The organism is Streptomyces sp. NPDC008137, assembly GCF_042957035.1.
GTDB lineage: Bacteria > Actinomycetota > Actinomycetes > Streptomycetales > Streptomycetaceae > Streptomyces.
Map to the genome: position 1 here is coordinate 59,328 of NZ_JBIBHN010000029.1, position 24,036 is coordinate 83,363.

The 24,036-nt window shown below is 72.1% G+C and carries 23 protein-coding genes and 1 pseudogene; 8 read left to right on the forward strand and 16 right to left on the reverse strand.

From position 1 onward, the window contains the following. Positions 1–117 precede the first annotated feature (117 nt). Positions 118–1,101: a phosphatase PAP2 family protein gene (locus ACFZBT_RS32740; RefSeq protein WP_391111356.1), complete on the forward strand. Its 984-nt coding sequence runs from the start codon at positions 118–120 to the stop codon at positions 1,099–1,101. Between the two features lie 52 nt (positions 1,102–1,153). On the opposite strand, the gene ACFZBT_RS32745 is transcribed toward ACFZBT_RS32740, so the two are convergent. Continuing rightward, positions 1,154–1,369 carry an I78 family peptidase inhibitor gene (locus ACFZBT_RS32745; RefSeq protein ID WP_391111359.1) on the reverse strand — a complete coding sequence of 72 codons (216 nt, stop codon included), beginning with the start codon at positions 1,367–1,369 and terminating at the stop codon, positions 1,154–1,156. 406 nt (positions 1,370–1,775) lie between these two features. Between ACFZBT_RS32745 and ctaD the strand changes: the two are divergent. Beyond that, positions 1,776–3,302, forward strand: a pseudogene (ctaD, locus tag ACFZBT_RS32750) (cytochrome c oxidase subunit I); the annotation flags it as partial. A 43-nt stretch (positions 3,303–3,345) separates the two neighbouring features. Here ctaD and ACFZBT_RS32755 read toward each other — a convergent pair. The 3 genes from ACFZBT_RS32755 to ACFZBT_RS32765 are packed head-to-tail and all read right to left on the reverse strand — an operon-like array spanning position 3,346 to position 6,268. Beyond that, complete coding sequence (locus ACFZBT_RS32755) at positions 3,346–4,386, reverse strand: WYL domain-containing protein (protein ID WP_391111362.1); 1,041 nt, start codon at positions 4,384–4,386, stop codon at positions 3,346–3,348. Between the two features lie 57 nt (positions 4,387–4,443). Next, positions 4,444–5,730, reverse strand: a complete 1,287-nt coding sequence (locus ACFZBT_RS32760) for an ABC transporter substrate-binding protein (RefSeq protein WP_391111365.1) — start codon at positions 5,728–5,730, stop codon at positions 4,444–4,446. Next, entirely contained in the window at positions 5,705–6,268 is a 564-nt protein-coding gene (locus tag ACFZBT_RS32765; RefSeq protein WP_391111368.1) for a hypothetical protein, read from the reverse strand. Before ACFZBT_RS32765 ends, ACFZBT_RS32760 begins: the two co-directional genes overlap by 26 nt. A 140-nt stretch (positions 6,269–6,408) precedes the next feature. Between ACFZBT_RS32765 and ACFZBT_RS32770 the strand changes: the two genes are divergently transcribed. The 3 genes from ACFZBT_RS32770 to ACFZBT_RS32780 are packed head-to-tail and all read left to right on the forward strand — an operon-like array spanning position 6,409 to position 10,405. After that, the gene (locus tag ACFZBT_RS32770) at positions 6,409–6,885 is read left to right on the forward strand and encodes a hypothetical protein (protein ID WP_391111371.1); all 477 of its coding nucleotides are present in this window, start codon (positions 6,409–6,411) and stop codon (positions 6,883–6,885) included. Then, complete coding sequence (locus ACFZBT_RS32775; protein ID WP_391111374.1) at positions 6,885–9,767, forward strand: ATP-binding cassette domain-containing protein; 2,883 nt, start codon at positions 6,885–6,887, stop codon at positions 9,765–9,767. The genes ACFZBT_RS32770 and ACFZBT_RS32775 overlap by 1 nt, the downstream gene beginning before the upstream one ends. After that, a complete protein-coding gene (locus ACFZBT_RS32780; RefSeq protein ID WP_391111377.1) occupies positions 9,764–10,405 on the forward strand; it encodes an ATP-binding cassette domain-containing protein in 642 nt (213 codons plus the stop codon). The genes ACFZBT_RS32775 and ACFZBT_RS32780 overlap by 4 nt, the downstream gene beginning before the upstream one ends. Positions 10,406–10,489: 84 nt before the next feature. Here ACFZBT_RS32780 and ACFZBT_RS32785 read toward each other — a convergent pair whose 3' ends face one another. Beyond that, positions 10,490–11,128 carry a transglycosylase family protein gene (locus ACFZBT_RS32785; RefSeq protein WP_391111379.1) on the reverse strand — a complete coding sequence of 213 codons (639 nt, stop codon included), beginning with the start codon at positions 11,126–11,128 and terminating at the stop codon, positions 10,490–10,492. A 542-nt stretch (positions 11,129–11,670) separates the two neighbouring features. On the opposite strand from ACFZBT_RS32785, the gene ACFZBT_RS32790 reads away from it, so the two are divergent. Beyond that, complete coding sequence (locus ACFZBT_RS32790) at positions 11,671–12,453, forward strand: hypothetical protein (RefSeq protein ID WP_391111381.1); 783 nt, start codon at positions 11,671–11,673, stop codon at positions 12,451–12,453. An 86-nt stretch (positions 12,454–12,539) separates the two neighbouring features. Continuing rightward, entirely contained in the window at positions 12,540–12,926 is a 387-nt protein-coding gene (locus ACFZBT_RS32795) for a hypothetical protein (RefSeq protein WP_391111384.1), read from the forward strand. Positions 12,927–12,996: 70 nt separating this feature from the next. On the opposite strand, the gene der is transcribed toward ACFZBT_RS32795, so the two are convergent. The 5 genes from der to aroH all read right to left on the reverse strand — a co-directional run bounded on the left by der (position 12,997) and on the right by aroH (position 17,456). Next, positions 12,997–14,490 (reverse strand): ribosome biogenesis GTPase Der, encoded by a 1,494-nt coding sequence (gene der / locus ACFZBT_RS32800; protein WP_391111386.1) that lies wholly within the window; start codon positions 14,488–14,490, stop codon positions 12,997–12,999. Between the two features lie 80 nt (positions 14,491–14,570). Further along, on the reverse strand, positions 14,571–15,218 hold the full coding sequence (locus tag ACFZBT_RS32805; RefSeq protein WP_391111388.1) for a 1-acyl-sn-glycerol-3-phosphate acyltransferase: 648 nt from the start codon (positions 15,216–15,218) through the stop codon (positions 14,571–14,573). After that, positions 15,215–15,877 carry a (d)CMP kinase gene (gene cmk / locus ACFZBT_RS32810; RefSeq protein WP_391111391.1) on the reverse strand — a complete coding sequence of 221 codons (663 nt, stop codon included), beginning with the start codon at positions 15,875–15,877 and terminating at the stop codon, positions 15,215–15,217. Before cmk ends, ACFZBT_RS32805 begins: the two co-directional genes overlap by 4 nt. Before the next feature lie 134 nt (positions 15,878–16,011). Then, complete coding sequence (locus tag ACFZBT_RS32815) at positions 16,012–17,097, reverse strand: prephenate dehydrogenase (protein WP_391111394.1); 1,086 nt, start codon at positions 17,095–17,097, stop codon at positions 16,012–16,014. Beyond that, on the reverse strand, positions 17,094–17,456 hold the full coding sequence (gene aroH, locus ACFZBT_RS32820; protein ID WP_215122378.1) for a chorismate mutase: 363 nt from the start codon (positions 17,454–17,456) through the stop codon (positions 17,094–17,096). The genes ACFZBT_RS32815 and aroH overlap by 4 nt, the downstream gene beginning before the upstream one ends. 180 nt (positions 17,457–17,636) lie before the next feature. On the opposite strand from aroH, the gene ACFZBT_RS32825 reads away from it, so the two are divergent. Beyond that, complete coding sequence (locus ACFZBT_RS32825) at positions 17,637–18,080, forward strand: Rieske 2Fe-2S domain-containing protein (protein WP_391111397.1); 444 nt, start codon at positions 17,637–17,639, stop codon at positions 18,078–18,080. Between the two features lie 3 nt (positions 18,081–18,083). Here the strand turns inward: ACFZBT_RS32825 and ACFZBT_RS32830 are convergent, their stop codons facing one another. From ACFZBT_RS32830 to ACFZBT_RS32855, 6 genes are all read right to left on the reverse strand, one after another. Beyond that, positions 18,084–19,103 (reverse strand): ADP-ribosylglycohydrolase family protein, encoded by a 1,020-nt coding sequence (locus tag ACFZBT_RS32830; protein ID WP_391111400.1) that lies wholly within the window; start codon positions 19,101–19,103, stop codon positions 18,084–18,086. Positions 19,104–19,192: 89 nt separating this feature from the next. After that, positions 19,193–20,311 carry a pseudouridine synthase gene (locus tag ACFZBT_RS32835; RefSeq protein ID WP_391111403.1) on the reverse strand — a complete coding sequence of 373 codons (1,119 nt, stop codon included), beginning with the start codon at positions 20,309–20,311 and terminating at the stop codon, positions 19,193–19,195. Then, a complete protein-coding gene (gene scpB / locus ACFZBT_RS32840) occupies positions 20,311–20,997 on the reverse strand; it encodes an SMC-Scp complex subunit ScpB (RefSeq protein ID WP_391111406.1) in 687 nt (228 codons plus the stop codon). The genes ACFZBT_RS32835 and scpB overlap by 1 nt, the downstream gene beginning before the upstream one ends. After that, positions 20,994–22,121, reverse strand: coding sequence for a segregation/condensation protein A (locus ACFZBT_RS32845; RefSeq protein ID WP_391111409.1), 1,128 nt, complete (start codon positions 22,119–22,121; stop codon positions 20,994–20,996). The genes scpB and ACFZBT_RS32845 overlap by 4 nt, the downstream gene beginning before the upstream one ends. 18 nt (positions 22,122–22,139) lie before the next feature. Then, positions 22,140–22,724 carry a hypothetical protein gene (locus tag ACFZBT_RS32850; protein ID WP_391111411.1) on the reverse strand — a complete coding sequence of 195 codons (585 nt, stop codon included), beginning with the start codon at positions 22,722–22,724 and terminating at the stop codon, positions 22,140–22,142. Beyond that, positions 22,709–23,836, reverse strand: a complete 1,128-nt coding sequence (locus tag ACFZBT_RS32855) for a ParA family protein (RefSeq protein WP_215122371.1) — start codon at positions 23,834–23,836, stop codon at positions 22,709–22,711. Before ACFZBT_RS32855 ends, ACFZBT_RS32850 begins: the two co-directional genes overlap by 16 nt. Positions 23,837–24,036 lie beyond the last annotated feature (200 nt).

The following is a 24,036-nucleotide window of genomic DNA, read 5'->3' on the forward strand; positions in this document are numbered from 1 at the left end:
ACGATTGCAGATTCGGTGGAAATAAACCTCCTCCTGAGAGGAATCCCACATCACATCGTCATCACAAAGCCGTTGATTCGCCCGGGATCAGAGCTCACTCGCTGTAACGTCGATTGGGTGCGTACCGAACCGAAGCTCACCCGTCTGGACCGGGTGTTCGCCCGGCTGGATCGTGAGCCGGAACGACCCGCCCACATCGATGTGCCGAAGATGAGCAGGCACCGCATCGTGCTCGTCGCCGCCACCGCGGCGTTCTACGGCGCGATCGTGTGGGCCGTGGTGATCACGTCCTGGCTGGTCCGACTCGACTGGCAGGTCATGTTCTTCCGGCCGTACCAGCAGTGGTCGGAGATCCACTGGTTCGTCGACTACTACGTGGTGCTCGGCCAGCGCGGCCCGACCGCGGTGATGGTCGCGGCCTGGCTGGGCTGGCGCTCGTGGCGGCAGCACACCCTGCGTCCGCTGCTCGCCCTCGGCGTCTCACTGCTGCTGCTGAACATCACGGTCGGCGCCGCCAAGTACGGCATGGGCCGCCTGGGACCGCACTACGCGACCGTGATCGGCTCCAACGAGATGTGGCGCGGCGGCGATATATTTCCGAGCGGTCACACCGCCAACGCCGTGGTGACCTGGGGAATCCTGGCCTACCTGGCTTCCAGCGGGAGAGCGCAGCGCTGGCTGTCGGCGGTGTCCGCCGTGACCTCGCTCGGCGTCGGACTGGCCACCGTCTACCTCGGTACGCACTGGCTGAGCGATGTGCTCCTGGGCTGGGTCGCCGGCCTGCTGATCATGCTCGCCCTGCCGTGGTTCGAGCCGCTGATCGCCCGGGCCGAGGCCAGGATCTTCGAGCTGCGCGACCGCTGGCGGTCCCGCCGGAGCAGTACGGCTTCCGTCCCGGTCAGCGCACCGCCCGTGGCGGTAACGCCGCTGCCCGCCGACCGGGACGACGTGGCGGCCCGTTCCCCCCGGGCCCCGGCCTATCTGGCCCCTGGGCCGCACACGACCCGCTCGGAGCGCACCCCGGTCACCCCGGCCGGCAGCCGCCGCCCGCCGCACCCGGAGCGGCTCCCGCGCGGGTCGACCTCCTCGGCCCACCCCTGACGGGCACACGAAGGCCCCGGTTCCGGAGCGGAACCGGGGCCTTCGCCCTGTCTCAGCCCTTCCAGGCGCGTGCCACGCGGCCGCCCTTCACCTCGAAGTTCAGCCGTCCCACGCGGTACTCCATCGTGATGATCGCCCCCGGCGGCAACGAGCGCACCGTCTGCCAGCCGCGCTCACGCGCGAGGTGTTCGGCCCGGTCGGCCGCCAGGCCGACATAGGTGTCCGGGCTGTCGTCGGGTTCCGCGGAAGGTGTCGGAATCGGTGCCATGCCGCCACGCTACCCCTGGCGGCTGTCCGGCCCCGGTCACACTTCTGTCACAAGATCACGACAGCTGTTTCCGGCGATGTCCGTCACCCGGACGAGCGGTTCCCCAGGCCTTCCGTAGGCCTTCCGCAGGCATTCGATCGCAATTCCCGCGTGTCACATGAGCTCCTGGAAAAGCCCGACGGAAAGTTCCGGGAGAAGTACCCGCCGGAGCTCCATTCCATTCCGGCGCCACTTCCGGTCCGGCCGGTCCGGCACCGCACAGGAAATGCGTGGATCGGGCACGGAGAGGCCGATACGCCCCTGTCGGAGCGCTTGGTGACCCGAGCATCATGGCGTGGGCTCGCGGGCACCTGCGGCGCGGGCTTCGGCGGGCCCGGTGCGCGATGAGCGAAGGGGCGAGCGAGCGATGGGGACGCAGACCGTACAGGCGACGGCGCGGACCGCGCCGAGGACACGGCACGGGCGGGTGGTGGTCGACTGGCTGACGACGACGGACCACAAGAAGATCGGCCACCTCTACCTGGTCACGTCGTTCCTCTTCTTCCTGGTCGCCGGGGTGATGGCGCTGCTGATGCGCGCCGAACTGGCCCGCCCGGGGCTCCAGATCATCGACAACACCCAGTTCAACCAGGCGTTCACGCTGCACGGCACGATCATGCTGCTGCTGTTCGCGACGCCGACCTTCGCGGGCTTCGCCAACGAGCTGATGCCGCTCCAGATCGGCGCCCCCGACGTCGCCTTCCCCCGGCTGAACATGCTCTCGTACTGGCTGTTCCTCTTCGGCGGGCTGATCGTGCTCGGCTCGCTGCTGGTGCCCTCCGGCCCTGCGGACTTCGGCTGGACCGCCTACGCCCCGCTCAACAGCGCGGAGCGCACACCGGGTCTCGGGGCCGATCTGTGGATCATGGGGCTGGCACTGTCCGGGTTCGGGACGATCCTCGGCGCGGTCAACTTCATCACCACCATCATCGGGATGCGCGCCCCCGGCATGACGATGTTCCGGATGCCGATCTTCGTCTGGAACACGCTGTTCACGTCGATCATGATCCTGATGGCGTTCCCGGTGCTGGCGGCGGCGCTGCTGGTGCTGGAGGCGGACCGGCGGTTCGGCTCGCAGGTCTTCGACCCGGCCAACGGCGGGGCGATCCTGTGGCAGCACCTCTTCTGGTTCTTCGGGCATCCCGAGGTGTACATCATCGCGCTGCCGTTCTTCGGGATCATCACGGAGATCATCCCGGTCTTCTGCCGCAAGCCCATGTTCGGCTATCTGACGCTGGTGGGCGCGACGATGGCGATCACCGGTCTGTCGATGATCGTGTGGGCGCACCACATGTTCGCCACGGGCGCGGTGCTGCTGCCCTTCTTCTCCCTCATGAGCTTCCTGATCGCCGTGCCGACGGGCGTGAAGTTCTTCAACTGGACCGGCACCATGCTCAAGGGCTCGCTGTCCTTCGAGACCCCGATGCTGTGGGCGACGGGCTTCCTGGTGACGTTCCTCTTCGGCGGGCTGACCGGGGTGATCCTGGCGTCGCCGCCGATGGACTTCCAGGTGACGGACTCGTACTTCGTGGTCGCGCACTTCCACTACGTCGTCTTCGGCACCGTCGTCTTCGCGATCTTCGGCGGCTTCTTCTTCTGGTGGCCGAAGTTCACCGGGAAGATGCTCGACGAACGGCTCGGCAAGATCCAGTTCTGGGTGCTCTTCGTCGGCTTCCACACCACGTTCCTGGTGCAGCACTGGCTGGGCGCCGAGGGCATGCCCCGCCGGTACGCGGACTACCTCGCCGCGGACGGGTTCACCGCGCTCAACACCGTCTCGACGATCGGCGCGTTCCTGCTCGGCATGTCGACGCTGCCGTTCCTCTACAACGTGTGGAAGACCGCCAAGTACGGCGAGAAGGTCGAGGTCGACGACCCCTGGGGCTACGGCCGCTCCCTGGAGTGGGCGACGTCCTGCCCGCCGCCCCGGCACAACTTCACGACGCTGCCCCGGATCCGGTCGGAGTCGCCGGCGTTCGATCTGCACCATCCGGAGTACGCGGCGGTGACTGCGCAGCCCGAGCCAAAGCGCCATCAAGCCGGTCGCGAGTCCTCCTGACCGCGTCGATCAGCTCCACCGGCTCCAGCACCTCGAACTCGAAGCCCAGCATCACCACGTGGATCACCATCACGTCGAGGCTCCCGGCACCGCAGCGCAGCAGGCAGGTTTCAGGGCCCTCGGCCTCCAGCACCCCCGCGGAGGGGGAGATGTGGGCGGCGGCCTCCTCCAGGGGTGCCAGGAGCCGCACCACGGCGTGGGCGGCGTACACGCGCGTGGAGACACCCTGGGAGACGTAGGCGGCCAGGTCCTCGGCGGGCGGCGGGCGGGGTACGAAGCGCGGGCCGTGCGGCGGCCGGGGCGTGACGCGGTCCACGCGGAAGGTGCGCCAGTCCTCCCGCTCCAGGTCCCAGGCGACCAGGTACCAGCGTCGCTCGGTGCACACCAGGCGGTGCGGTTCGACGCTGCGGCGGCTGAGGGTGCCGTCGTGGCCGCGGTACTCGAAGCGCAGCCGCTCGGCGTCCCGGCAGAGATGGGCGAGCTCGGTCAGCACGACGGGGTCGACGGCGTCGGGCACGGGGCCGCGCAGCATCGGCACGGTGAAGGCGTTGAGGGCACCCACCCGGCGGCGCAGCCGGTTCGGCAGCACGTGTTCCAGCTTGGCGAGGGCCCTTATCGAGGTCTCGCCGATGCCTTCGATGCCCTGTCCGGCGGCCGTGCGCAGCCCGACCGCCACCGCCACGGCCTCGTCGTCGTCCAGCAGGAGGGGCGGCAGTTCGGCGCCGGCGCCCAGCTGGTAGCCGCCGCCCGTGCCGGGGCTGGCGTTGACCGGGTAGCCGAGCTCGCGCAGCCGGTCGACGTCGCGGCGCACGGTGCGGGCGCTGACGCCGAGCCGCTCGGAAAGGTCGGCGCCGGACCACTCGCGGTGGGCCTGGAGCAGGGACAGCAGACGCAGCAGGCGGGCCGAGGTCTCCAACATGGGAGCGAGTCTGTCAGCCCTTGCGGACAGCTGCTGTCCTCATGCCCCCTGCCGTCCTCAGGGCTCATACGCCAGTTGCGGTACGTCGAAGCAGGTGCGGTCCATGTCGCCCTGGCCGACCCAGCCCTCGCCGTCCTGCCAGCGGGCCACCGACAGGCAGGTCTCGCGGGTCCTCGGGGGTTCGGCGAGCCGCTGGAACTCGACGGGCAGGAGCAGCCCGCCCGCCGTGTAGCCCTGGCTGCGGTTCATGTAGCCGTCGACGCACGCGCGCGTGATGCCGCTCTTCGCGCAGGACTTAGCCGCGTCCGTGAACCAGCGGGCTGCGGCCCACCCCTCCAGCTGCCACTGGGAGTGCGTCTTCAGGCCTTTCGTCGCCTCGCGGAACTCCCGTACGGCCGGATGGCCGGTGTCGTCGAAGTCGCGGCTCGCGCCGGTGGCCCAGAGGGCGTTGCGGCAGCGCGGGGCGTCCTCGTAGTCGTCGGGGACGGTGGACGTCCAGTTCTGCACGTTGGTCACCTTGGCGGTGACATGGGCGCCGACCTCGTCCATGGCCTGGCAGAGCCGGGCGTTGCCGTGCGAGTCGATGGCGTCGAAGACCAGGTCGGCGCCCCGTTCCTTCAGGTCGGCGGCGACGGCGCGGAAGTTGGGCAGGGCGAAGTCGACCTGCTCGGTGACGACCTTGTAGCCCTCGGCGCGCAGGCCCCGCTCGACGAGCCGGGCGTAGGCGGCGGACGCGGACTGGTTGTAGGAGACGACGGCGGCGGTACGGGCGCCGTGCTCGCGTTTGAAGTAGCGGTATACCTCGGTGCCGCCGTACAGCTTGCCGTCCCAGCCGGTGGTGCCGTCGCGGGGCGCGAGGCTGCCGTAGATGCCGTAGAGGTGCGGGTAGGTGTCATAGGCGCCGCCGATGGGCTGGCCGCCGATGTCGGGCACGCGCGCGCGGGAGACGCGGGAGGCGCCCGCGTAGTCCAGGGCGGTGGTGGCGACCAGGGCGACGACGTCGTCCTCCTCGACGAGCTTGTGCACGCACTCGTTGTTGCCGACGCCGCTGCCGCCGTCGTCGCACGTGCGCACCTCGACGCGGCGGCCGTCGATGCCCCCGCGCGCGTTGAGCCGGTCGAACCAGGCCTCGGCGCCGTCGCGCGGGCCCGTGAAGGCGCTGCCGCCGACCGGGCTGGTGGCGCTGGTGATGATGCCGACCCGCAGCGGGGCGGAGTCGCGGGGCGCCGGGGTGCGGTCGTCGTGCTCGAAGTCGCTCTCCGGGAGCCGGCTGCCGCAGGCCGCGCTCAGGGCGAGCAGCAGCACCGCGGCGAGGATCTCAGCAGCCCGGGACCGGCGACCCATTGCCGCTCATCTGCACCAGCGAGCACAGCGTCTTGACGGAGACCTTCCAGGTGCCGTCCTGCTCGACGGCTGTCCCGGAGGCGTCCGGCAGGGCGGTGGCCCCCTTCAGAGTGAGCGTGTACGTCACGTCCGCCCCGGTCGCCGAGGTGAACTCGACCTTGGTGACCTGTGCCTCGACCTGCCCGCCGCGTTCGTCACCGCTGAAGGCCTGCAGCACCGGGCCCATCCGGTCGCCGTTCTCCAGGACGGCCTGCTTGTCCTCGGTCGAGGTCTGCGGGTCGAAGAACGTCTCCCAGTTCTGCTTGATCTCCTTCTCGGCCGCGGCCCGGTCCGCCGGCGCGCTCGCCGGGGCGCTCGTGGTCCGCTCCGCGGTCGGTGTGGGCGGCCTGGTCTCGCTGGCGCCGCCGCTGTCATCACTGCACGCCGCGAGGGCCGGGGCGAGGGCCAGGACCAGGGCGGCCGCGATCGCTGTGCCCCGTCCCGCGGCTCGCGGGCCCTCTGTCGCTCTACCCCGCCTGAGGTCGCTGCCGAGAACCATCTGGCTCACCACCGGGTGTCGGTCCGGGCCATGTGCGCCCGGTGCTTTCAGGGTCAGCTTCCACAGGGCATAGTGCAAGCGATCGCCGGACTTGAACAGGCAGCCAGGCACACAGCCGAACCGACGTGTGGGAGCCAGCGATGCGTACCAGCCGACTGCGGACCGTGCATCCCGTCCTGTGGACCGGCTGGGCCGCGCTGGCCGCGGGCGCGGTGCTGTGCGTCGTGGGCTGGTACGGCGTCTCCGGCGAGCGCTTCGCGGAACGGCAGCTGCCCTATCTCGCCTCCTGCACGGTCCCCGGCGCCGCGCTGATCGTCTCCGGGGCGGTGCTGCTGGCCCATGGCCGGGGCTCGATCGCCGCCGCGCGGGTGGAGGAGCTGTACGGCCTGCTGGTGGCCGCCGAGCCCGGCGAAGCGGACGAGACCGGGCAGGCCTCCGTCGCACCCCTGGCGGTCAGCGGCGAACGGCTGATGGTGCCGGGCGGCACGCTGTGGCACCGCGCGGACTGCCCGCTGGTCGCCGGCAAGGCGGAGGCGGTCCCGGTGGACTCCGAGCTGGTGGCGAGCGGTGAACTGAGCCCCTGCCCGATCTGCGAGCCGGCCGAAGAAACCGACTGATGTCCTCGCTGACGTACGACCTCACCCTCGCCGGCCTCTCGGTCGGCAGCGCGGCGGCGCTGACCGGGATCGGCCTGATCGTGACGTACCGCGCGACAGGCGTGCTGAACTTCGCGCACGGCGCGATCGCGATGGTGTGCGCGTATGTGCTGCGGCAGTGCGTGGTCGAGTGGGGCTGGCCGCTGTGGCTCGGGGCCACGGTGACCCTGCTGGTGCTGGCGCCCGGGCTGGGTGTCGTACTGGAACGGTTCGTCTTCCGGCCGCTGGCGGTACTCGGCGGCGACCCGGCGCAGACGCTGGTGGCGTCCATCGGGGTGTTCGTGCTGCTGGTGGGCGGGGCGGCGCTGCTGTGGGGGCAGGGGGCGCGGGAGGACGCGCCGGAGCTGGTGCCGGACGAGCCGTGGGGGCAGCTGGCCGTGGTGCTGGTGCTGGCCGCCGGGGTCACTGCGGTGGTCCGCTGGACGCGGTTCGGGCGGGAGCTGCGGGCCGTGGTCGACGACCGGCGGCTCGCCGCGCTGGGCGGCATCGACGCGGACCGGGTCGCGGCGGCGGGCTGGGCGTTCGGCTCGTTCACGGCGGGTCTGACGGGCGTGCTGCTGGCGCCGTACGTGCGTCTCGACCCGTACGGGCTGCCGCTGCTCGTGATGGAGGTCGTGGCGGTCGCGGTGGCCGCGCGGATGCGGAGCCTGCCGGTCGCGGTGGTGGTGGCGCTGGGCATCGGGGTGGCGCAGAGTCAGCTGACGCGGCTGCATCCGTCGGGCTCGGGCGAGCCGCTGCTCCAGGCGGTCGGCACGAACCTGTTCGTCGTCGCCCTGCTGGTCGCGGCGCTGGCCCTGCCGGCGGCCGACACGCGTGACGCGCTGCCGCGCACGGCCACCGCGCGCGTGCGGACCCCGCCTGGCGCCTGGATCGTGGCGCTCGTCCTGTTCCTGCTGCCGCTGGGTCTCGCCGGCCGGGACCTGCACACCTCGGTCCAGGTGCCGGCGCTGGCCGTGATCCTGCTGTCCCTGGTGGTGGTCACCGGCCGGGGCGGCCAGATCTCGCTGGGCCAGGCGGCGTACGCGGGTCTGGGCGCGCTGTTCACCGCGCTGCTGGCGGCCGGCCGCTTCCCGGGGCTGCCCCGCCTGCCGGAGCTGGCGGCCCTCGTGGTGGCGGTCGTGCTGGTGGCGCCGCTCGGCCTGCTCACCGGCTGGCCGGCGATCGGCCGCCGGGGCCTGGCGCTGGCGCTGGCGACGTTCGCGGTCGGCGTGGGGGTGAGCCGATTCGTCTTCGCCCAGCCGTACGCCACGTCGGGCCTGTCGCTGAGCCGCCCGGCGGGTTTCGACGGGGACCGTGCCTACTACGTCCTGGAGCTGCTCCTGCTGGCGGTCGCGCTGCTGGCGGCGCACGCCCTGCGCCGGGGGCGGACGGGCCGGGCCCTGGCGGCCATGCGGGACCACGAGCGGGGCGCGCAGGCGGCGGGCGTCCGGGTGCCGTCCCTCAAGCTGCTGGCCTTCGTCGCGGGCGCGGCGCTGGCAGCGCTGGGCGGCGGCATGCTCGGCATGGGCCTGCGCGCCTTCGACGCCGCCGCGTACGACCCGGTGCGCGGCCTGCTGTGGTTCGCGGCGGTTGTGGTGCTGGGCGCCGACAGCACCCTCGGCGCCCTCGCCGCCGCGGCCCTCCTGGTCGGCCTGGACGCGGGCACCCGGGGCGGGGTCGCAGCGGCGCTGATCGGCGTCCTGGCGATCCTCGTGGGCCGCTTCCCCGGCGGCCCGTACGAGGTTCTGCGCACGGCGGCGGAACGTCTGCGGTCGCGCCGCCGCCCGGCCCTGACACCGGCGGGAGTGCGGGCCCGCGAACTGCTGCGTCCGGCAGGACCGCGGGAGGCCCGGAGGCCACCGGTGCCGACGGGGGCGACAGGTGTGGCGCGAGGAGCCGGGCCTGAGGCGGCGACGGACGCGACGCCGGCAGCCGGACCGGAGTCAGCGGAGGGGAAACACGGCGCCGGGGTCGGCGAAAGCGGCACGGCATCGCACGCCGCCGGTCCGGACGCGGACAGCCGACGATCCGCTCTCGAACCCCCGGCCCGGCAGCCGCCCGGGACACCGGGGCGCCCGCCCTCGGGTACGCCGGGCGCTCCCAGGACCAGTCCCGTACGCCGCGGCTCGCCGGGCACACCACACCCCGCCAGGGCGGTGTCCACCGTCTCCCCCCTCCTCACCGCCCGTCACCTGCACGCCCGCTACGGCGGCTTCACCGCACTCGACGGAGTCGACCTGGACCTCTCCCCCGGCCGGATCACCGCGGTCGTGGGCCCCAACGGGGCCGGGAAGAGCACCCTGTTCCACTGTCTGGCCGGGACGCTGCGGCCCGCGCGCGGAACCGTGCGGCTCGGCGGGCGGGACATCACCGCGCTCCCCGCACACGCCCGGACCCGGCTCGGTGTCGCACGGACGTTCCAGCAACTGGCCGTCTTCCCGTCGCTGACCGTGGCCGAGAACGTCCGCGTCGGCGCCGAGCAGGGCCGGGTGGCCGACCCGGGCGCGGTGGAGCGGACGCTCAGGCTGCTCGGGCTGGACGGGCCGGTGCGGGCCCTGCCCGCCGCGGGGCTGCCCACCGGGACCCTGCGCCGCGTGGAGCTGGCCCGGGTCCTCGCGGGCGGCCCCCGCGTGCTGCTGCTCGACGAGCCCACCGCCGGCCTCGACAGCGCCGAAGTGACCGCCCTGGCCCGGGTGCTGAAGGCCCTGGCCGCCGACGGCACGGCGCTGCTCGTCGTGGAGCACGACCTGGACCTGGTCGCGGGCCTCGCCGATGTCGTGCACGTGATGACCGCGGGCCGGATCGTCGCCTCCGGTCCGCCCGGGCGCGTCCTGGACGCCCTGGGAACGGCGGCCGGGCGATGACGACGATCTCCCTGCGCCACGCGCGCGTGCGCTACGGCCCGCTGGAGGCCCTGCACGGCGTCACCCTCGCCGCCCCCGGCCCCGGCCTCACCGTCCTGCTGGGCCGCAACGGCTCCGGCCGCACCACCGCCCTGCGCGCGCTGGCCGGCACGGTGCCCCTGTCGGGCGGGGCCGTGGTGTGGGACGGCGCCGACGTGACCCGCGTACCGGCCTACGAGCGGGCCCGGCGCGGGCTGTGCCTGGTGCCGGAGCGGCAGGCCGTGTTCGGCTCGCTGAGCGTGCGCGAGAACCTCGGGCTCGCCGCCCCGGACCCCGCGCCGGCCCTCGACGCCTATCCGCAGCTGCGTCCGCTGCTGGAGCGGCGCGCCGGCACCCTCTCCGGCGGGGAGCAGCGCATGCTCGCCCTGTCCCGCGCCCTGCTGGCGCGCGCACGCGTGGTGCTCGTCGACGAGCCCGCCCAGGGCATGTCGCCCCCGGTCGCGGCCCGGACGTACGAACTGCTGGGCGCGCTCGGCGCGTGCGTGGTGATCGCCGAGCAGCGGCTGCCACCCGGTCTGCGGGACCGGCCCGCGCTGGTCTACGAACTGCGCCGCGGATCGGTCGTGTTCGCCGGGGAGGCGGGCGAGATCGGGCGATGACCCGGCGCCCGCCCCGCACGGCGGAGGTCCCGCCCGGTCGAGCGACCGGACGGGACCCGTGTCCCGGCGAGGGGGAGCAGCGGCTCAGACGTCGAGGCGCAGGCCGGGCACGATCATGTTCGGGTCTCCGCCGATGACGGCCTTGTTGGCGGCGTAGAGCCGCTGCCAGCTCGTGCCGTGCCGGGCGGCGACGCCGCTCAGGGTGTCGCCCTCGCGGACGGTGTAGTCGCCGCGGGACGTGCTGCGGTTCGGGTGCGGTGCGGACCGCTCCGGCGCCTTCCACTGCTTCTTCGGAGCGGGCTGGGAGGTGACCGGGTCGGCGGCGGAAGCCGCGGGTGCGCTTCCGCTCGCTCCGGCGCGAGCCGAGCAGGTCGGCCAGGCGCCCCAGCCCTGGGCGCGCTGGACCTTGGTGGCGACGGCGATCTGCTGGGACTTGCTCGCCCGGTCGGCGGTGGCCGCGTAGGCCGTGCCGCCGTAGGCACTCCAGGTCGACGGGGCGAACTGGAGTCCGCCGTAGTAGCCGTTGCCGGTGTTGATGTGCCAGTTGCCGCCGCTCTCGCACTGGGCGATGCGGTCCCACACCCCGCTGTCAGCCGCCGCGGCGTTGCCGGTCGCCGCCAGCAGTCCGAGGGGCGCGAGCAGTGCCGCCCCGGCGAGGACCGCCGTCGTACGAACCGGGTTCTTCCGGGCGTTGTCACGGGTGGTATAGGCACATTCGGACATGTAGTTCCCTCTCGAAACACCCGGGGTCCCCCAAGGCGGAACGCCACTCCCCGCGCCATGGGGCGCGTGGGTCGCGCTCGCCCCGCCCGCCGGTGGTGGTGCTGCGCGGTTCCGGAGAACCGTGCGGCCGGCGGACGTACCCGAGCGGTGCTCGCTGCACTCGGCGGAGGAATCTAAGGAGTTGACGGTCTGTCATCAACCAGCGGCCCGTCATGCCAGGCCAGTTCACCGATACCTCGGGTAACGGCAATTTCCGGACACCCACTTCATTCCTGGATTTCATGATTTGTCGACCAACAGGCTTACCGACGTGTGACCCACTTCACCACCTCAACGTCCTTTACAAATCGGGGACTTGACCGTGAGTGCGCGATTCCGTGCCGAACGTGACCCTGCGCGCTGGTTGGTTCGATTCCGTTCGCCCTGGGGCGTGACTCCCGCCACAGATCGCCCGTTGTCTTCTTCATGAGCCGGGGCCTACCCGGACCACGGGCCGGGAGCCACCCGGCTTTGCCACGCACCGCACCCCGAGGGAGCCCCCCGTGCCGCGCATGCTCGACGTCAGCGACGAGGTACGCGCCGAGATCGGCGACGAAGAAGCAGACCGCCTGCTCGCCGGAGAGACCGCCCCGGGCAGTTACGACTGCACGTCCTGCCGCACTCCGGGCGACTCCCAGCAGGAGCGCACCAGCACCGTCCTCTTCATCGGGGACGAGACCGCCGTCCTCGCCTTCGCCCACTCCGGCTGTCTGCCCTCGCAGGTCGTCCAGGTGACCGAGGAGCAGCTGCGGGGCGCCGTGAAGTCCATCGCCGGCGACACCGGCGGCATGGTGTCCGACCAGTCGGCACCCGAGCCGGCCGTGCTCGGCGTGACCAGCGGGCTCGTCCTGATCGCCGGGGAGCTGCACCCGGCCCTGGTGGTGGAGCCGACCGCGCCCATCGCCCGGGCCGGCACCACCGGCTCCGGCGACGACTTCCTGCCGCTGCTCACCGAGCAGGGCTTCATGCCGCTGGCCGACCTGTCCGCCGTACCGCCGGTGCTGCACGGCTGGTCGGTGCTGCTCGCCGTGGGCCAGCTGCACGCGGTGCTCCAGCCCGGCACCAACGGCGGCCAGCCGGTGGCCTGGTGGCAGGCGCACCAGCCGCTCCAGGTGACCGACCCCTGGCGCGCGGCAGCCAACAAGCACCAGCAGGTACTGATGTTCGCCGCGCCCGTCGGCTCGATCGGCCGTCAGCCGCGCGAGGACCTGATGCGGGACGCCCTGGACAAGGCGGCGGCGACCGGAGTGCTGGTCGGCGCGGCCCTGCCGCTGGCCGGCACCTGAGCCGGCGGGTCACCCGCACGCGCCGCACACCGGCGAAAGCCGTACAAGGGCCGCATCTCCTGACCCTCGGGGTCGTTTGGACATACGTGCACGCATACGACGTTCCCCGCCGCCAGTCCTTCTCGCCGATCCCCTCCGCACGGTCGGCTCAGGACTCCCTGGGCGGCCCATCGGCCACGCCGATCTACGACGCGCTCTACGCCGAGTACGTCAAGTCCTTCCGCGCACTGCCCGGCGACCGCAGCGGCGAGGAGAAGCTGGGCTTCACCGCCTTCGGAAGCATCCCGCACAGTACGGGCTCGTACAGCCATTCGTACGGCAGCTCGTACAGCGCGTACAGCGCGGGAGCCCAGAGCGCCCGCCACGCCGCACAGCAGCCGCACTGGCAGCGCGTCGGGACCGTCAGCGCGCACGGGACGGCGATGCACTATGTGCCGGCCGCTCTGCCGCCGGCGCCCCGCAGCGGCGTCTGAGCGAGCACCGGACAGTGGAAGGGGCGGCCCCGGCGGGGCCGCCCCTTCCACTGTTTCGCGCTACGTGGCGCTACTTCTTCTTCGCGCCGCGCTTCTCGCGCACCCGCACCGAGATATGGATCGGCGTGCCCTCGAAGCCGAACTCCTCGCGCAGCCGGCGCTCGATGAAGCGCCGGTAGCCCGCCTCGATGAAGCCGGAGGCGAACAGCACGAACCGCGGCGGCTTGGTGCCCGCCTGCGTGCCGAACAGGATGCGCGGCTGCTTGCCGCCCCGGACCGGGTGCGGGTGGGCGGCGACGAGCTCACCGAGGAAGGCGTTCAGCCGGCCCGTCGGGACCCGGGTCTCCCAGCCCGCCAGGGCCGTCTCGATCGCCGGGACCAGCTTCTCCATGTGCCGCCCGGTGCGGGCCGAGACATTGACCCGCGGGGCCCACGCCACCTGGCCGAGCTCGGTCTCGATCTCCCGCTCCAGGTAGTAGCGGCGCTCCTCGTCGAGGGTGTCCCACTTGTTGAAGGCCAGGACGATCGCACGGCCCGCCTCCACGGCCATGGTGACGATCCGCTGGTCCTGCACCGAGATCGACTCGGCGGCGTCGATGAGGATGACGGCGACCTCCGCCTTCTCGACGGCGGCGGCGGTGCGCAGCGAGGCGTAGTAGTCGGCGCCCTGCTGGAGGTGGACGCGCTTGCGGATGCCCGCCGTGTCGACGAACTTCCAGGTGACTCCGCCGAGTTCGATCAGCTCGTCGACCGGGTCACGGGTGGTGCCCGCCAGCTCGTTGACGACGACGCGCTCCTCGTTCGCCACCTTGTTGAGGAGCGAGGACTTGCCGACGTTGGGACGGCCGATGAGCGCGATCCGGCGGGGGCCGCCGACGGTCGTGCCGAAGCTCTGCTCGGGGGCCTCCGGCAGGGCCTCCAGGACGGCGTCCAGCATGTCGCCGGTGCCACGGCCGTGCAGCGAGGAGACCGGGTGCGGCTCGCCGATGCCGAGGGACCACAGAGCGGTCGCGTCGGCCTCGCCGCTCGGGCCGTCGACCTTGTTGGCGCACAGCACCACGGGCTTGTTGGCCTTGCGGAGCAGCCGGACGACGGCCTCGTCGGTGTCGGTGACGCCGACCTTGGCGTCCACGACGAACACGACCGCGTCGGCGGCCTCGATGGCGTACTCGGCCTGGGCGGCCACGGAGGCGTCGATGCCGAGGACGTCCTGCTCCCAGCCGCCGGTGTCGACGACCTTGAAGCGGCGGCCCGCCCACTCGGCCTCGTAGGTCACACGGTCGCGGGTGACGCCCGGCTTGTCCTCGACGACGGCCTCGCGGCGTCCGATGATGCGGTTCACGAGAGTCGACTTGCCGACGTTGGGCCGGCCGACCACGGCGAGCACGGGCAGCGGGCCGTGCCCGGCCTCCTCGATCGCGCCCTCGACGTCCTCGGGGTCGAAGCCCTCCTCCGCGGCGAGCTCCATGAACTCCGCGAACTCGGCGTCGCCGAGCGCCCCGTGGTCGTGCTCGTGCGCGCCCTCGGAGGCGGCCGAGCCGTCGGGCTGGATGTGGTCGTTCATGAAGTCCGTACCTCGTCGTTCATCTTGGTGGTCGGTGGAGTACCCGCTGTCTGCCGGGCTGATCCACTACTCAGTGTCGCCTAGCGCCTGGTGAGGCGCCTGGCGTTTTCCAGGTGGGCGGCGAGCTGCTTCTGGATGCGGCCGGTGGCCTCGTCCAGCGCCCCCCGCGTACGGCGCCCGCTGCCGTCGCCCGCGTCGAAGGGCTCGCCGAAGACGACGTCGACGCGCGAGCGCAGCGGAGGCAGCCCCTTTATCAACCGTCCGCGCTTCTCGGTGCTTCCCAGCACGGCGACCGGCACGATCGGGGCACCGCTGCGCACCGCGAAGTACGCGAGCCCGGCGCGCAGCGAGGCGAAGTCGCCCTCGCCCCGGGTGCCCTCGGGGAAGATGCCGAGCACGCCACCGTTCTGCAGGATGCCGAGCGCCTGGGTGATCGCCGTGCGGTCGGTGGTGTCGCGGTCGACCTTCACCTGCCCGATGCCGAGCAGGAAGGGGTCCAGCGGCCCGACGAACGCCTCCTTCTTGATCAGGAAGTGCGTCGGCCGGGGCGCCACGCCCATGACCATCGGGCCGTCGATGTTGTGGGAGTGGTTGACCGCGAGGATCACCGGGCCGTTCACGGGCACCCGCCAGGCGCCGAGCACGCGCGGCTTCCACAGCCCGTACATCAGGCCGACGCCGATGCGCCGCCCGACCTCGGCACCCCGTACCGAAGGCAGCTCGGTCACTTTCCTGCCCGCTTCTCCTCGACGAGGGTGACGACACACTCGATGACCTGGGCCAGCGTGAGCTCGGTGGTGTCCACCTCGACCGCGTCGCCCGCCTTGGCGAGCGGCGAGGTCTTGCGGCTGGAGTCGGCCGCGTCCCGCTTGATCAGGGCCTCGCGGGTGGAGTGGACGTCGGAGCCCTTCAGCTCGCCGCTGCGGCGGGCGGCACGCGCCTCCGGGGAAGCGGTGAGGAAGATCTTCAGGTCGGCGTCGGGCAGCACCGTCGTGCCGATGTCACGGCCCTCGACCACGATGCCGGCCTCCGCGGAGGCCGCGATCGTGCGCTGCAGCTCGGTGATCCGGGCACGCACCTCGGACACCGCGCTGACCGCGCTGACCTTGGAGGTGACCTCCTGGGTGCGGATCGGACCCGCCACATCGACGCCGTCGACGGTGATGGTCGGGCCCAGCGGGTCGGTGCCGGAGACGATCTCCGGCTTGCCGGCCGCGGCGGCGATCTCGGCGGGGTCGTCGATGTCGATGCCGTTGCTCACCATCCACCAGGTGATCGCCCGGTACTGGGCGCCGGTGTCCAGGTAGCTCAGCCCGAGCTGCGCCGCCACGGCCTTCGAGGTGCTCGACTTGCCCGTGCCGGAGGGGCCGTCGATGGCGACAATCACGGGCGTGGGGCTTTCCACAGTGGAGACCTTCCTGGACCGGGCTGGCGGGGTGAGGGCGCGAGAGCCCCGCACAAGGTTACTGGGTGCGGGTCACTCGTCCGGCCGCACGTCGGCCGGCCCTGTTCCAGGATGCCCTACTGCCGAATCGCCCAGCCCCGCTCGCGCAGGGCGGCGCTCAGCACGGGCGCCGCCTTCGGTTCGACCATCAGCTGCACCAGGCCGGCCTGCTGCCCGGTCGCGTGCTCGATGCGCACGTCCTCGATGTTGACGCCGGCCATGCCCGCGTCCGCGAAGATCCGGGCCAGCTGTCCGGGCTGGTCGTCGATGAGCACCGCCACGACCTCGTAGACCCGCGGGGCCGACCCGTGCTTGCCGGGGACGCGGATCTGCCCCGCGTTGCCGCGCCGCAGGACGTCCTCGATGCCGGTGCTGCCCTCACGGCGTTTGTGGTCGTCGGTGGACTGCAGGGCGCGCAGGGCCCGCACGGTCTCCTCCAGGTCGCCTGCGACGTCCGTGAGCAGGTCGGCGACCGGCCCGGGGTTCGCGGAGAGGATGTCGATCCACATCCGGGGGTCGGAGGCGGCGATCCGCGTCACGTCCCGGATGCCCTGCCCGCACAGCCGTACGGCGGCTTCCTCGGCGTTCTCCAGGCGCGCGGCGACCAGGCTGGAGACCAGGTGGGGCATGTGGGAGACGAGGGCGACGGCGCGGTCGTGGGCGTCGGCGTCCATCACCACCGGCACGGCACGGCAGTGCGAGACCAGTTCCAGGGCGAGGTTCAGCACCTCGGTGTCGGTGTCCCGGGTCGGGGTCAGCACCCACGGGCGGCCCTCGAAGAGGTCCCCGGTCGCGGCGAGCGGGCCGGACTTCTCGCGGCCCGACATGGGGTGTGTGCCGATGTAGGCGGCCAGGTCGAGGCCGCGGGCCTCCAGCTCGCGGCGCGGCCCGCCCTTGACGCTGGCGACGTCCAGGTAGCCGCGGGCCGCTCCGCGGAGCATGGCGTCGGCGAGCACGTCCGCCACATGGGCGGGCGGGGCGGCGACGATCGCGAGGTCGACGGGCCCGTCCGGTGCCTCGTCCGTGCCCGCGCCGAGCGCGGCCGCGGTGCGGGCCTGCTCCGGGTTCGGGTCGGCGAGGTGCACGGTGACGCCCCGCTGGGACAGGGCCAGACCGGCGGAGGTGCCGATGAGGCCGGTGCCGATGACGAGTGCGGTTCTCACTGGGCGATGTCCTTGCGCAGGGCGGCCGCGGCGCCGAGGTAGACATGGGCGATGCCGGCCCGGGGCCGGTCGGACTCGATGTGCGCGAGGACCCGCACGACGCGCGGCATGGCGCCCTCGATGTCGAGCTCCTGGGCGCAGATCAGCGGTACGTCGACGATGCCGAGCTTGCGGGCGGCGGCGGCCGGGAAGTCGCTGTGCAGATCGGGCGTGGCCGTGAACCAGATGCTGATCAGGTCGTCGGCCTCGAGTTCGTTGCGCTCCAGGATGGCCGTGAGCAGGGCTCCGACCTGCTCGTCCATGTGCCCGGCCTCGTCCCGCTCGAGTTGGACGGCCCCCCGGACCGCTCGTACCGCCACGGCGCTGCTCCTTGCTGACGTGCGTGTCGCTCTACGTCCGTCCAGCCTAGTCAGCCCGCGCGAACCGGATGCGCGGCGCCCGCCCGATGAGACACCCTAATTACTACTCCTTGGGCATTTTCAGTGCCAAGATTCAGAAATGTCCCTTTTCCGCATTTTTGGCACGTTCGGAGTGACGACATGACCTACGACACCACTCGCCGGACGGTTCTCCTCGCGACCGGCGCGACAGGCGCGGCGGCACTGGTCGTGGCCTGCGGCGGGGGCGGCGGCGACGGCGACGGCTCCACGTCGACGGTCTCCCCCACCGGCAGGGAGGCCACGGACGCCCCCGCCGGCCGGGAACTCGCCTCCACCGACGAGATCCCGGTCGGCGGCGGCAAGATCTTCAAGAACGAGGAGGTCGTGGTGACCCAGCCGGAGCAGGGTCAGTTCAAGGCGTTCTCGGCCATCTGCACCCACCAGCGCTGCCTGGTGACGACGGTCGCCGACGGCACGATCAACTGCCCCTGCCACGGCAGCAAGTTCCGCATCGCCGACGGCGCGGTCGCCCACGGCCCGGCGACCCGCGCCCTGCCCGCCGAGCAGATCACGGTGGAGGGGAACTCGGTCCGCCTTACCTGACCGTCACGCGTCCCACAGCGCCCCGAGCGTGAGCAGGTCGCTCCGGTACTCGATGCGGTCGGCCCACTCGGCCGGCCACGCCTCAGCGCCCAGATGCGCGCCGGCGAAGGCGCCCGCCAGGCAGGCGATCGAGTCCGAGTCCCCGGCGGTGCAGGCGGCGCGGCGCAGGGCGGTGACCGGCTCGTCGGGGAAGAGCAGGAAGCACAGCAGCCCGGTCGCCAGGGCCTCCTCGGCGATCCAGCCCTCGCCGGTGGCCAGGCACGGGTCGTCCTCGGGCGAGACGGTGCGCACGGCGTGCCCGAGCCGGTCGAGGATGGCCAGGCACTCGTCCCAGCCGAGCGCGATGAACCGCTCGGGCGTCGGAGCCTTGGCCCGGCTCCACAGGTCGCCGAGCCAGCGCTCGTGGTAGTGGCCGCGGTTCTCCAGGGCGTACGAGCGGAGCAGGCCGAGCAGCTCGGCCGGCTCGGTGCCCTGCGCGAGCAGTCGTACGGCGTGCGCGGTGAGGTCGGACGCGGCGAGCGCGGTGGGGTGACCGTGGGTGAGGGCGGACTGCAACTGGGCGGCGCCCGCGCGCTGTTCGTCGCTCAGGCCCTGGATCACACCCAGCGGCGCGACGCGCATGTTGGCGCCGCAGCCCTTGGACTGGATCTGGCTGGCGTCCTGCCAGGGGCGGTCCGTGAGTTCCAGCAGGCGGCAGGCCCGCAGACAGGTGTTGCCGGGGGCGCGGTTGTTCTCGGGCGAGCGGTTCCAGGCGATGAACTCCTGCCGCACGGCCTCGGCCATCCCCTCGGGCTCCAGCACGCCCCGGTCCATCGCCGTACGTACGCCCTTCCCGAGCGCCAGTGTCATCTGCGTGTCGTCGGTGACGAGCGCGGGCGTCGGCAGCTCCATCTGCCGCCACGGACCGAATCTGGCGATGATCCTGTCCACCAGGCTGAACTCGGTCGGATAGCCCAGCGCGTCGCCGAGGGCGAGGCCGGTGAGCGTTCCGGTGGCGGCTTGCTTGTGGACGAGGGGGGTCATGCGGGGTTGTTCCTTCCGGCCGGTCACGTACAGTTCCCCGCGCCCATCGGGCGCGGGGAACACAAAACACTGGGAGATCGGCGCTGTGCCTAGAGATCGACTTCCTGCATCAGCATCCCCACCTCCGTGTTGGACAACCGGCGCAGCCAGCCCGACTTCTGGTCGCCCAGGGTGATCGGGCCGAAGGCGACCCGCACCAGCTTGTCGACCGGGAAACCGGCCTCCGCGAGCATCCGGCGCACGATGTGCTTGCGGCCCTCGTGGAGGGTGACCTCGACGAGGTAGTTCTTGCCGGTCTGCTGGACGACCCGGAAGTGGTCCGCGCGCGCGTAGCCGTCCTCCAGCTGGATGCCGTCCTTGAGCTGCTTGCCCAGGTCGCGCGGGATGGGGCCGACGATGTGCGCGAGGTAGGTCTTCTTCACGCCGTACTTCGGGTGGGTCAGCCGGTGGGCCAGCTCGCCGTGGTTGGTGAGCAGGATGACGCCCTCGGTCTCGGTGTCGAGCCGGCCGACGTGGAAGAGCCGGGTCTCGCGGTTGGTGACGTAGTCACCGAGGCACTGCCGGCCCTCCGGGTCCTCCATCGTCGACACGACACCGGCGGGCTTGTTCAGCGAGAAGAACTGGTAGCTCTGCGTGGCGACGGTCAGCCCGTCGACCTTGATCTCGTCCTTCTCCGGGTCGACGCGCCGCCCCTGCTCCAGGACGATCTCGCCGTTGATCTCGACCCGGGCCTCCTCGATCAGCTCCTCGCAGGCGCGCCGGGAGCCGAAGCCCGCGCGGGCGAGCACCTTCTGGAGCCGCTCGCCCTCCTGCTCGGCGCCCGGGAAGGTCTTGGGCAGCTTGACGTCCTTCTTCCCGGCGTACCGGTCGCGGTTGCGCTCCTCGATCTGCGCCTCGAACTCACGAGGGCGCGCAGGAGCCGTACGCCCACGCTGCTGGGGCTGCTTGGGACCGCCCTTGGCGCCGCCGCGGGCCGCGCCGCCGCGCCCGGACTTGGGCCCGTCCTTCGTCGCCCCGGGGCCCACGTCGTAGCGGCGCTCCTCCGGGCGCGGCTTCTTCGGACGGCCACTGTCCTGCTTGTCGTCGCGGTTGTTGCCGGCGCCGCGGAAGTTGCCGCGACCACCACCACTCCCGCCGCGGCCGCCGCTGTTGCCACCACGGCTCCCGCCGTTGTTTCCGCTGCTGTTCCTGCCGCTGTTGCTTCGCATCAAAGTTCCGTCTGGTCGTCTTCGTCGTCGGTACCCGGGTTCACCGGGCGGCCCGGCACGTCGTCATCAGGCGCGTCCGGGTCGAACGACGGTACGCCCTCCTGGGTCTCGGCCTCGATCGCCTCCGCCTCCGGGAGGAAGGGCGCGAGCTCCGGGAGCTCGTCCAGACCGCGCAGGCCCATCCGCTCCAGGAAGTAGTTCGTCGTCGTGTACAGGATCGCACCTGTTTCGGGTTCCGTGCCCGCCTCCTCGACGAGACCCCGTTGCAGGAGGGTGCGCATGACGCCGTCGCAGTTGACTCCGCGCACGGCCGAGACCCGGCTGCGGCTGACCGGCTGCCGGTACGCGACGACGGCCAGGGTCTCCAGGGCGGCCTGGGTGAGGCGGGCCTGCTGGCCGTCCAGCACGAAGCGCTCGACGGCGGGCGCGTACTCGGCGCGGGTGTAGAAACGCCAGCCGTTCGCGACGAACCGCAGTTCGAAGCCGCGCCCCTGGACGGTGTACTCGTCGGCCAGCTCGCGCAGCGCGTCCGTGATCTGGCGGCGCGGCCGGTCGAGGATCTTCGCGAGATGTTCCTCGGTCGCGGGCTCGTCCACGACCATCAGAACGGCCTCCAGAGCGGGCTTGAGGTCGAGGCCGGCGACGGTACGCGGTCCGGCCGGGAGCTCGCTGATGTCTTCGCTCACGCCTGTTTCTCCTCCTTCGGCGGCTCGGGCGGCCGGTCGAACTCGTCGGTGACGGTCGGTGTCTCGTCCCCGTCCCCGCCGGTCCACCGCACGAGCAGCTCGCCCAGCGCGGTCTCCTGCTCCAGCTCCACGGCCTTCTCGCGGTACAGCTCCAGGAGTGCGAGGAAGCGGGCCACGACGGTGAGGGTGTCGTCGGTGTCCTCGACGAGCGCCCGGAAGCCGACCTCGCCGAGTTCCCTGAGCCGGGCCACGACGATCTGGGCCTGCTCCTGCACGCTGACCAGCGGGGCGTGGATGTGGTCGACGTAGACCTGCGGCCTGGGTTTGGGCTGCATCGCCTTCACGGCGAGCTTGGCGAACCCTTCCGCCCCGATGCTGATGACGACCTCGGGCAGCAACTCGGCATGCTGCGGTTCGAGCCCGACGGTCCGCGGATAGCGCCGGGCCTCGTCGTCGAGCCGCCCGCTGAAGATGTCCGCGATCCGCTTGTACGCGCGGTACTGGAGCAGCCGGGCGAAGAGCAGGTCCCGGGCTTCGAGCAGCGCCAGGTCGCCCTCGTCCTCCACCTCGGCGGCGGGCAGCAGCCGGGCCGCCTTCAGATCGAGCAGCGTGGCCGCGACGACGAGGAACTCGGTCGTCTCGTCCAGGTCCCAGTCCGGCCCCAGCGCCCGGATGTACGCCATGAACTCATCGGTCACCTTCGACAGCGCGACCTCGGTGACGTCCAGCTTGTGCCGGGAGATCAGCTGCAGCAGCAGATCGAAGGGGCCCTCGAAGTTGGCGAGCCGGACCTTGAAGACCCCGTCACCGGCGTCTCCCGGGCTCCCGGGCCCCGCGTCCGGCTCGATGGTCGCCACCGGCTCAACGGACCGCGTCGACTCGACGGTCGCCACCGGCGCATCGGGTTTCGGCGATTCGCCGGGCGGCACCGGCTCGGCCGCCGGCTCCGGGGCCTCCGCCTCTGTGGGCTCGGCCGGTGCCATGGGCTCAGGCGGCGCTGCCTCGGCCCACGCCGCCTCCGAAGGCGGTTCCGGCTCCACGCGCGGAGCGCCCGGGCCTCGCCCCAACGCGCGCCGACGGCCGGTCGGGCCGTCGGCGGGTGGCGGGGAAGCGTTCGAGGTCATAGCCCCCGCAGGCTACCGTTACCGCCCGCGCAGACGTCGTACGAGGATGCTGGCGTCCCCGCGGGTCTCCAGGTCGGCGAGGACCACGGCGACCGCCTCGCGGACGATGCGGCCCCGGTCGACCGCCAGGCCGTGCTCGCCGCGGAGCACGAGACGGGCGTGCTCCAGGTCCATGAGTTCCTCGGCGGACACGTACACGGTGATCTTCTCGTCGTGCCGCTCACGGCCGCTGGGGCGGCGTGCGGCCGGCCGTCCGCGCTTGCGGGACGCCGCGCCCGCGGACGCGTCGGCAGAACCTTCCTGCACCGCCTGGCGCCGCCCGGAGCCGGAGCGCTCCGCGGCCGCGGAGCGGCTGCGGGACTCCCCGGCATCGGCCGGCTCCGCGTCCGTCGCCACGTGCTCGGCGCCCTCGCCGTCGCCGCCCTGCGCGGGCACCGACTGCGGCGCGTCCTCCGCGCCTGCCGCGGCGTCGCCCTCACCCGCGGGAGCGGGCACCCGGGCGTCGCCGTTGACCTGGCGTCTGGGCGAGGACGACTGCAGCCCCATCCCCCCTGTCGTACGGAAGAGTTCGTCGGCCCCCGGCAGACTCACTCGGCGTGACACCGGGCGAGCACCTCCCTGGCGAGCTGGCGATAGGCGGCGGCGCCGACGGAGTTGGAGGCGTACGTGGTGATCGGCTCGCCGGCGACCGTGGTCTCCGGGAAGCGGACCGTGCGCCCGATGACCGTGTGGTAGACGTGGTCGTCGAACGCCTCGACGACACGCGCGAGCACCTCACGGCTGTGCACGGTGCGCGAGTCGTACATCGTGGCGAGGATCCCGTCGAGCTCCAGCTCCGGGTTGAGCCGTTCCTGGACCTTCTCGATGGTCTCCGTCAGCAGGGCCACACCACGCAGCGCGAAGAACTCGCACTCCAGAGGCACTATCACCTTGTGCGCGGCCGTCAGGGCGTTCACCGTGAGCAGGCCGAGCGAGGGCTGGCAGTCGATGACGATGAAGTCGTAGTCGGGCAGCAGCGGCTTCAGGGCGCGCTGCAGTGTCGACTCGCGGGCGACCTCGGAGACCAGCTGGACCTCGGCCGCCGACAGGTCGATGTTGCTGGGCAGCAGGTCCATGTTGGGGACCGCCGTCTTCAGCAGCACCTCGTCGGCCGCCATGCCCCGCTCCATGAGCAGGTTGTAGACGGTGAGGTCGAGTTCCATCGGGTTGACGCCGAGACCGACCGACAGCGCGCCCTGCGGGTCGAAGTCCACGAGCAGGACCCGGCGTCCGTACTCCGCGAGCGCGGCACCCAGGTTGATGGTCGACGTCGTCTTGCCGACGCCGCCCTTCTGGTTGCACATCGCGATGATCTTCGCGGGTCCGTGGTCGCCCAGCGGGCCCGGGATCGGGAAGTACGGCAGCGGACGCCCGGTCGGACCGATGCGCTCCCGGCGCTGTCTGGCCGCGTCGGGTGCGAGAGTGGCCGCGTACTCGGGGTCGGGCTCGTACTCCGCGTCGGGGTCGTAGAAGTGCCCCTCGGGCAGTTCGTCGTAGTCGGCGAGTTGGTTGTGGGGCGCGCCACTTCCGCCGCCGGCCATGGCGTTCACGTGATGGCCATCCATCTTCTGGTGTGCTGTGTGAGTCGCCTGCTGACTCTGGTGGGCTGCGAAGGTGCGCACAGCGACGGAGCCGACAGCCGCGAATCCCGCGGGCTCCTGGTCCCGTGCAGGCATTCCTGGTTGGCCACCCCCGGGAGTAAATGTCGACTCATTCACAAGTCGTCTTACCTCCTTGGTGACCAGGAAACTTCTAGACAGGTCAGCGTGGCACCATGCCGACGGTTGGCGACTCTATGGCGTGTCGGGCGTCCGCAGCAACACAATCCGCCGGACCCGGCCCGATGTGTCGGCAATGAAACATCCCGCTGTCAAGG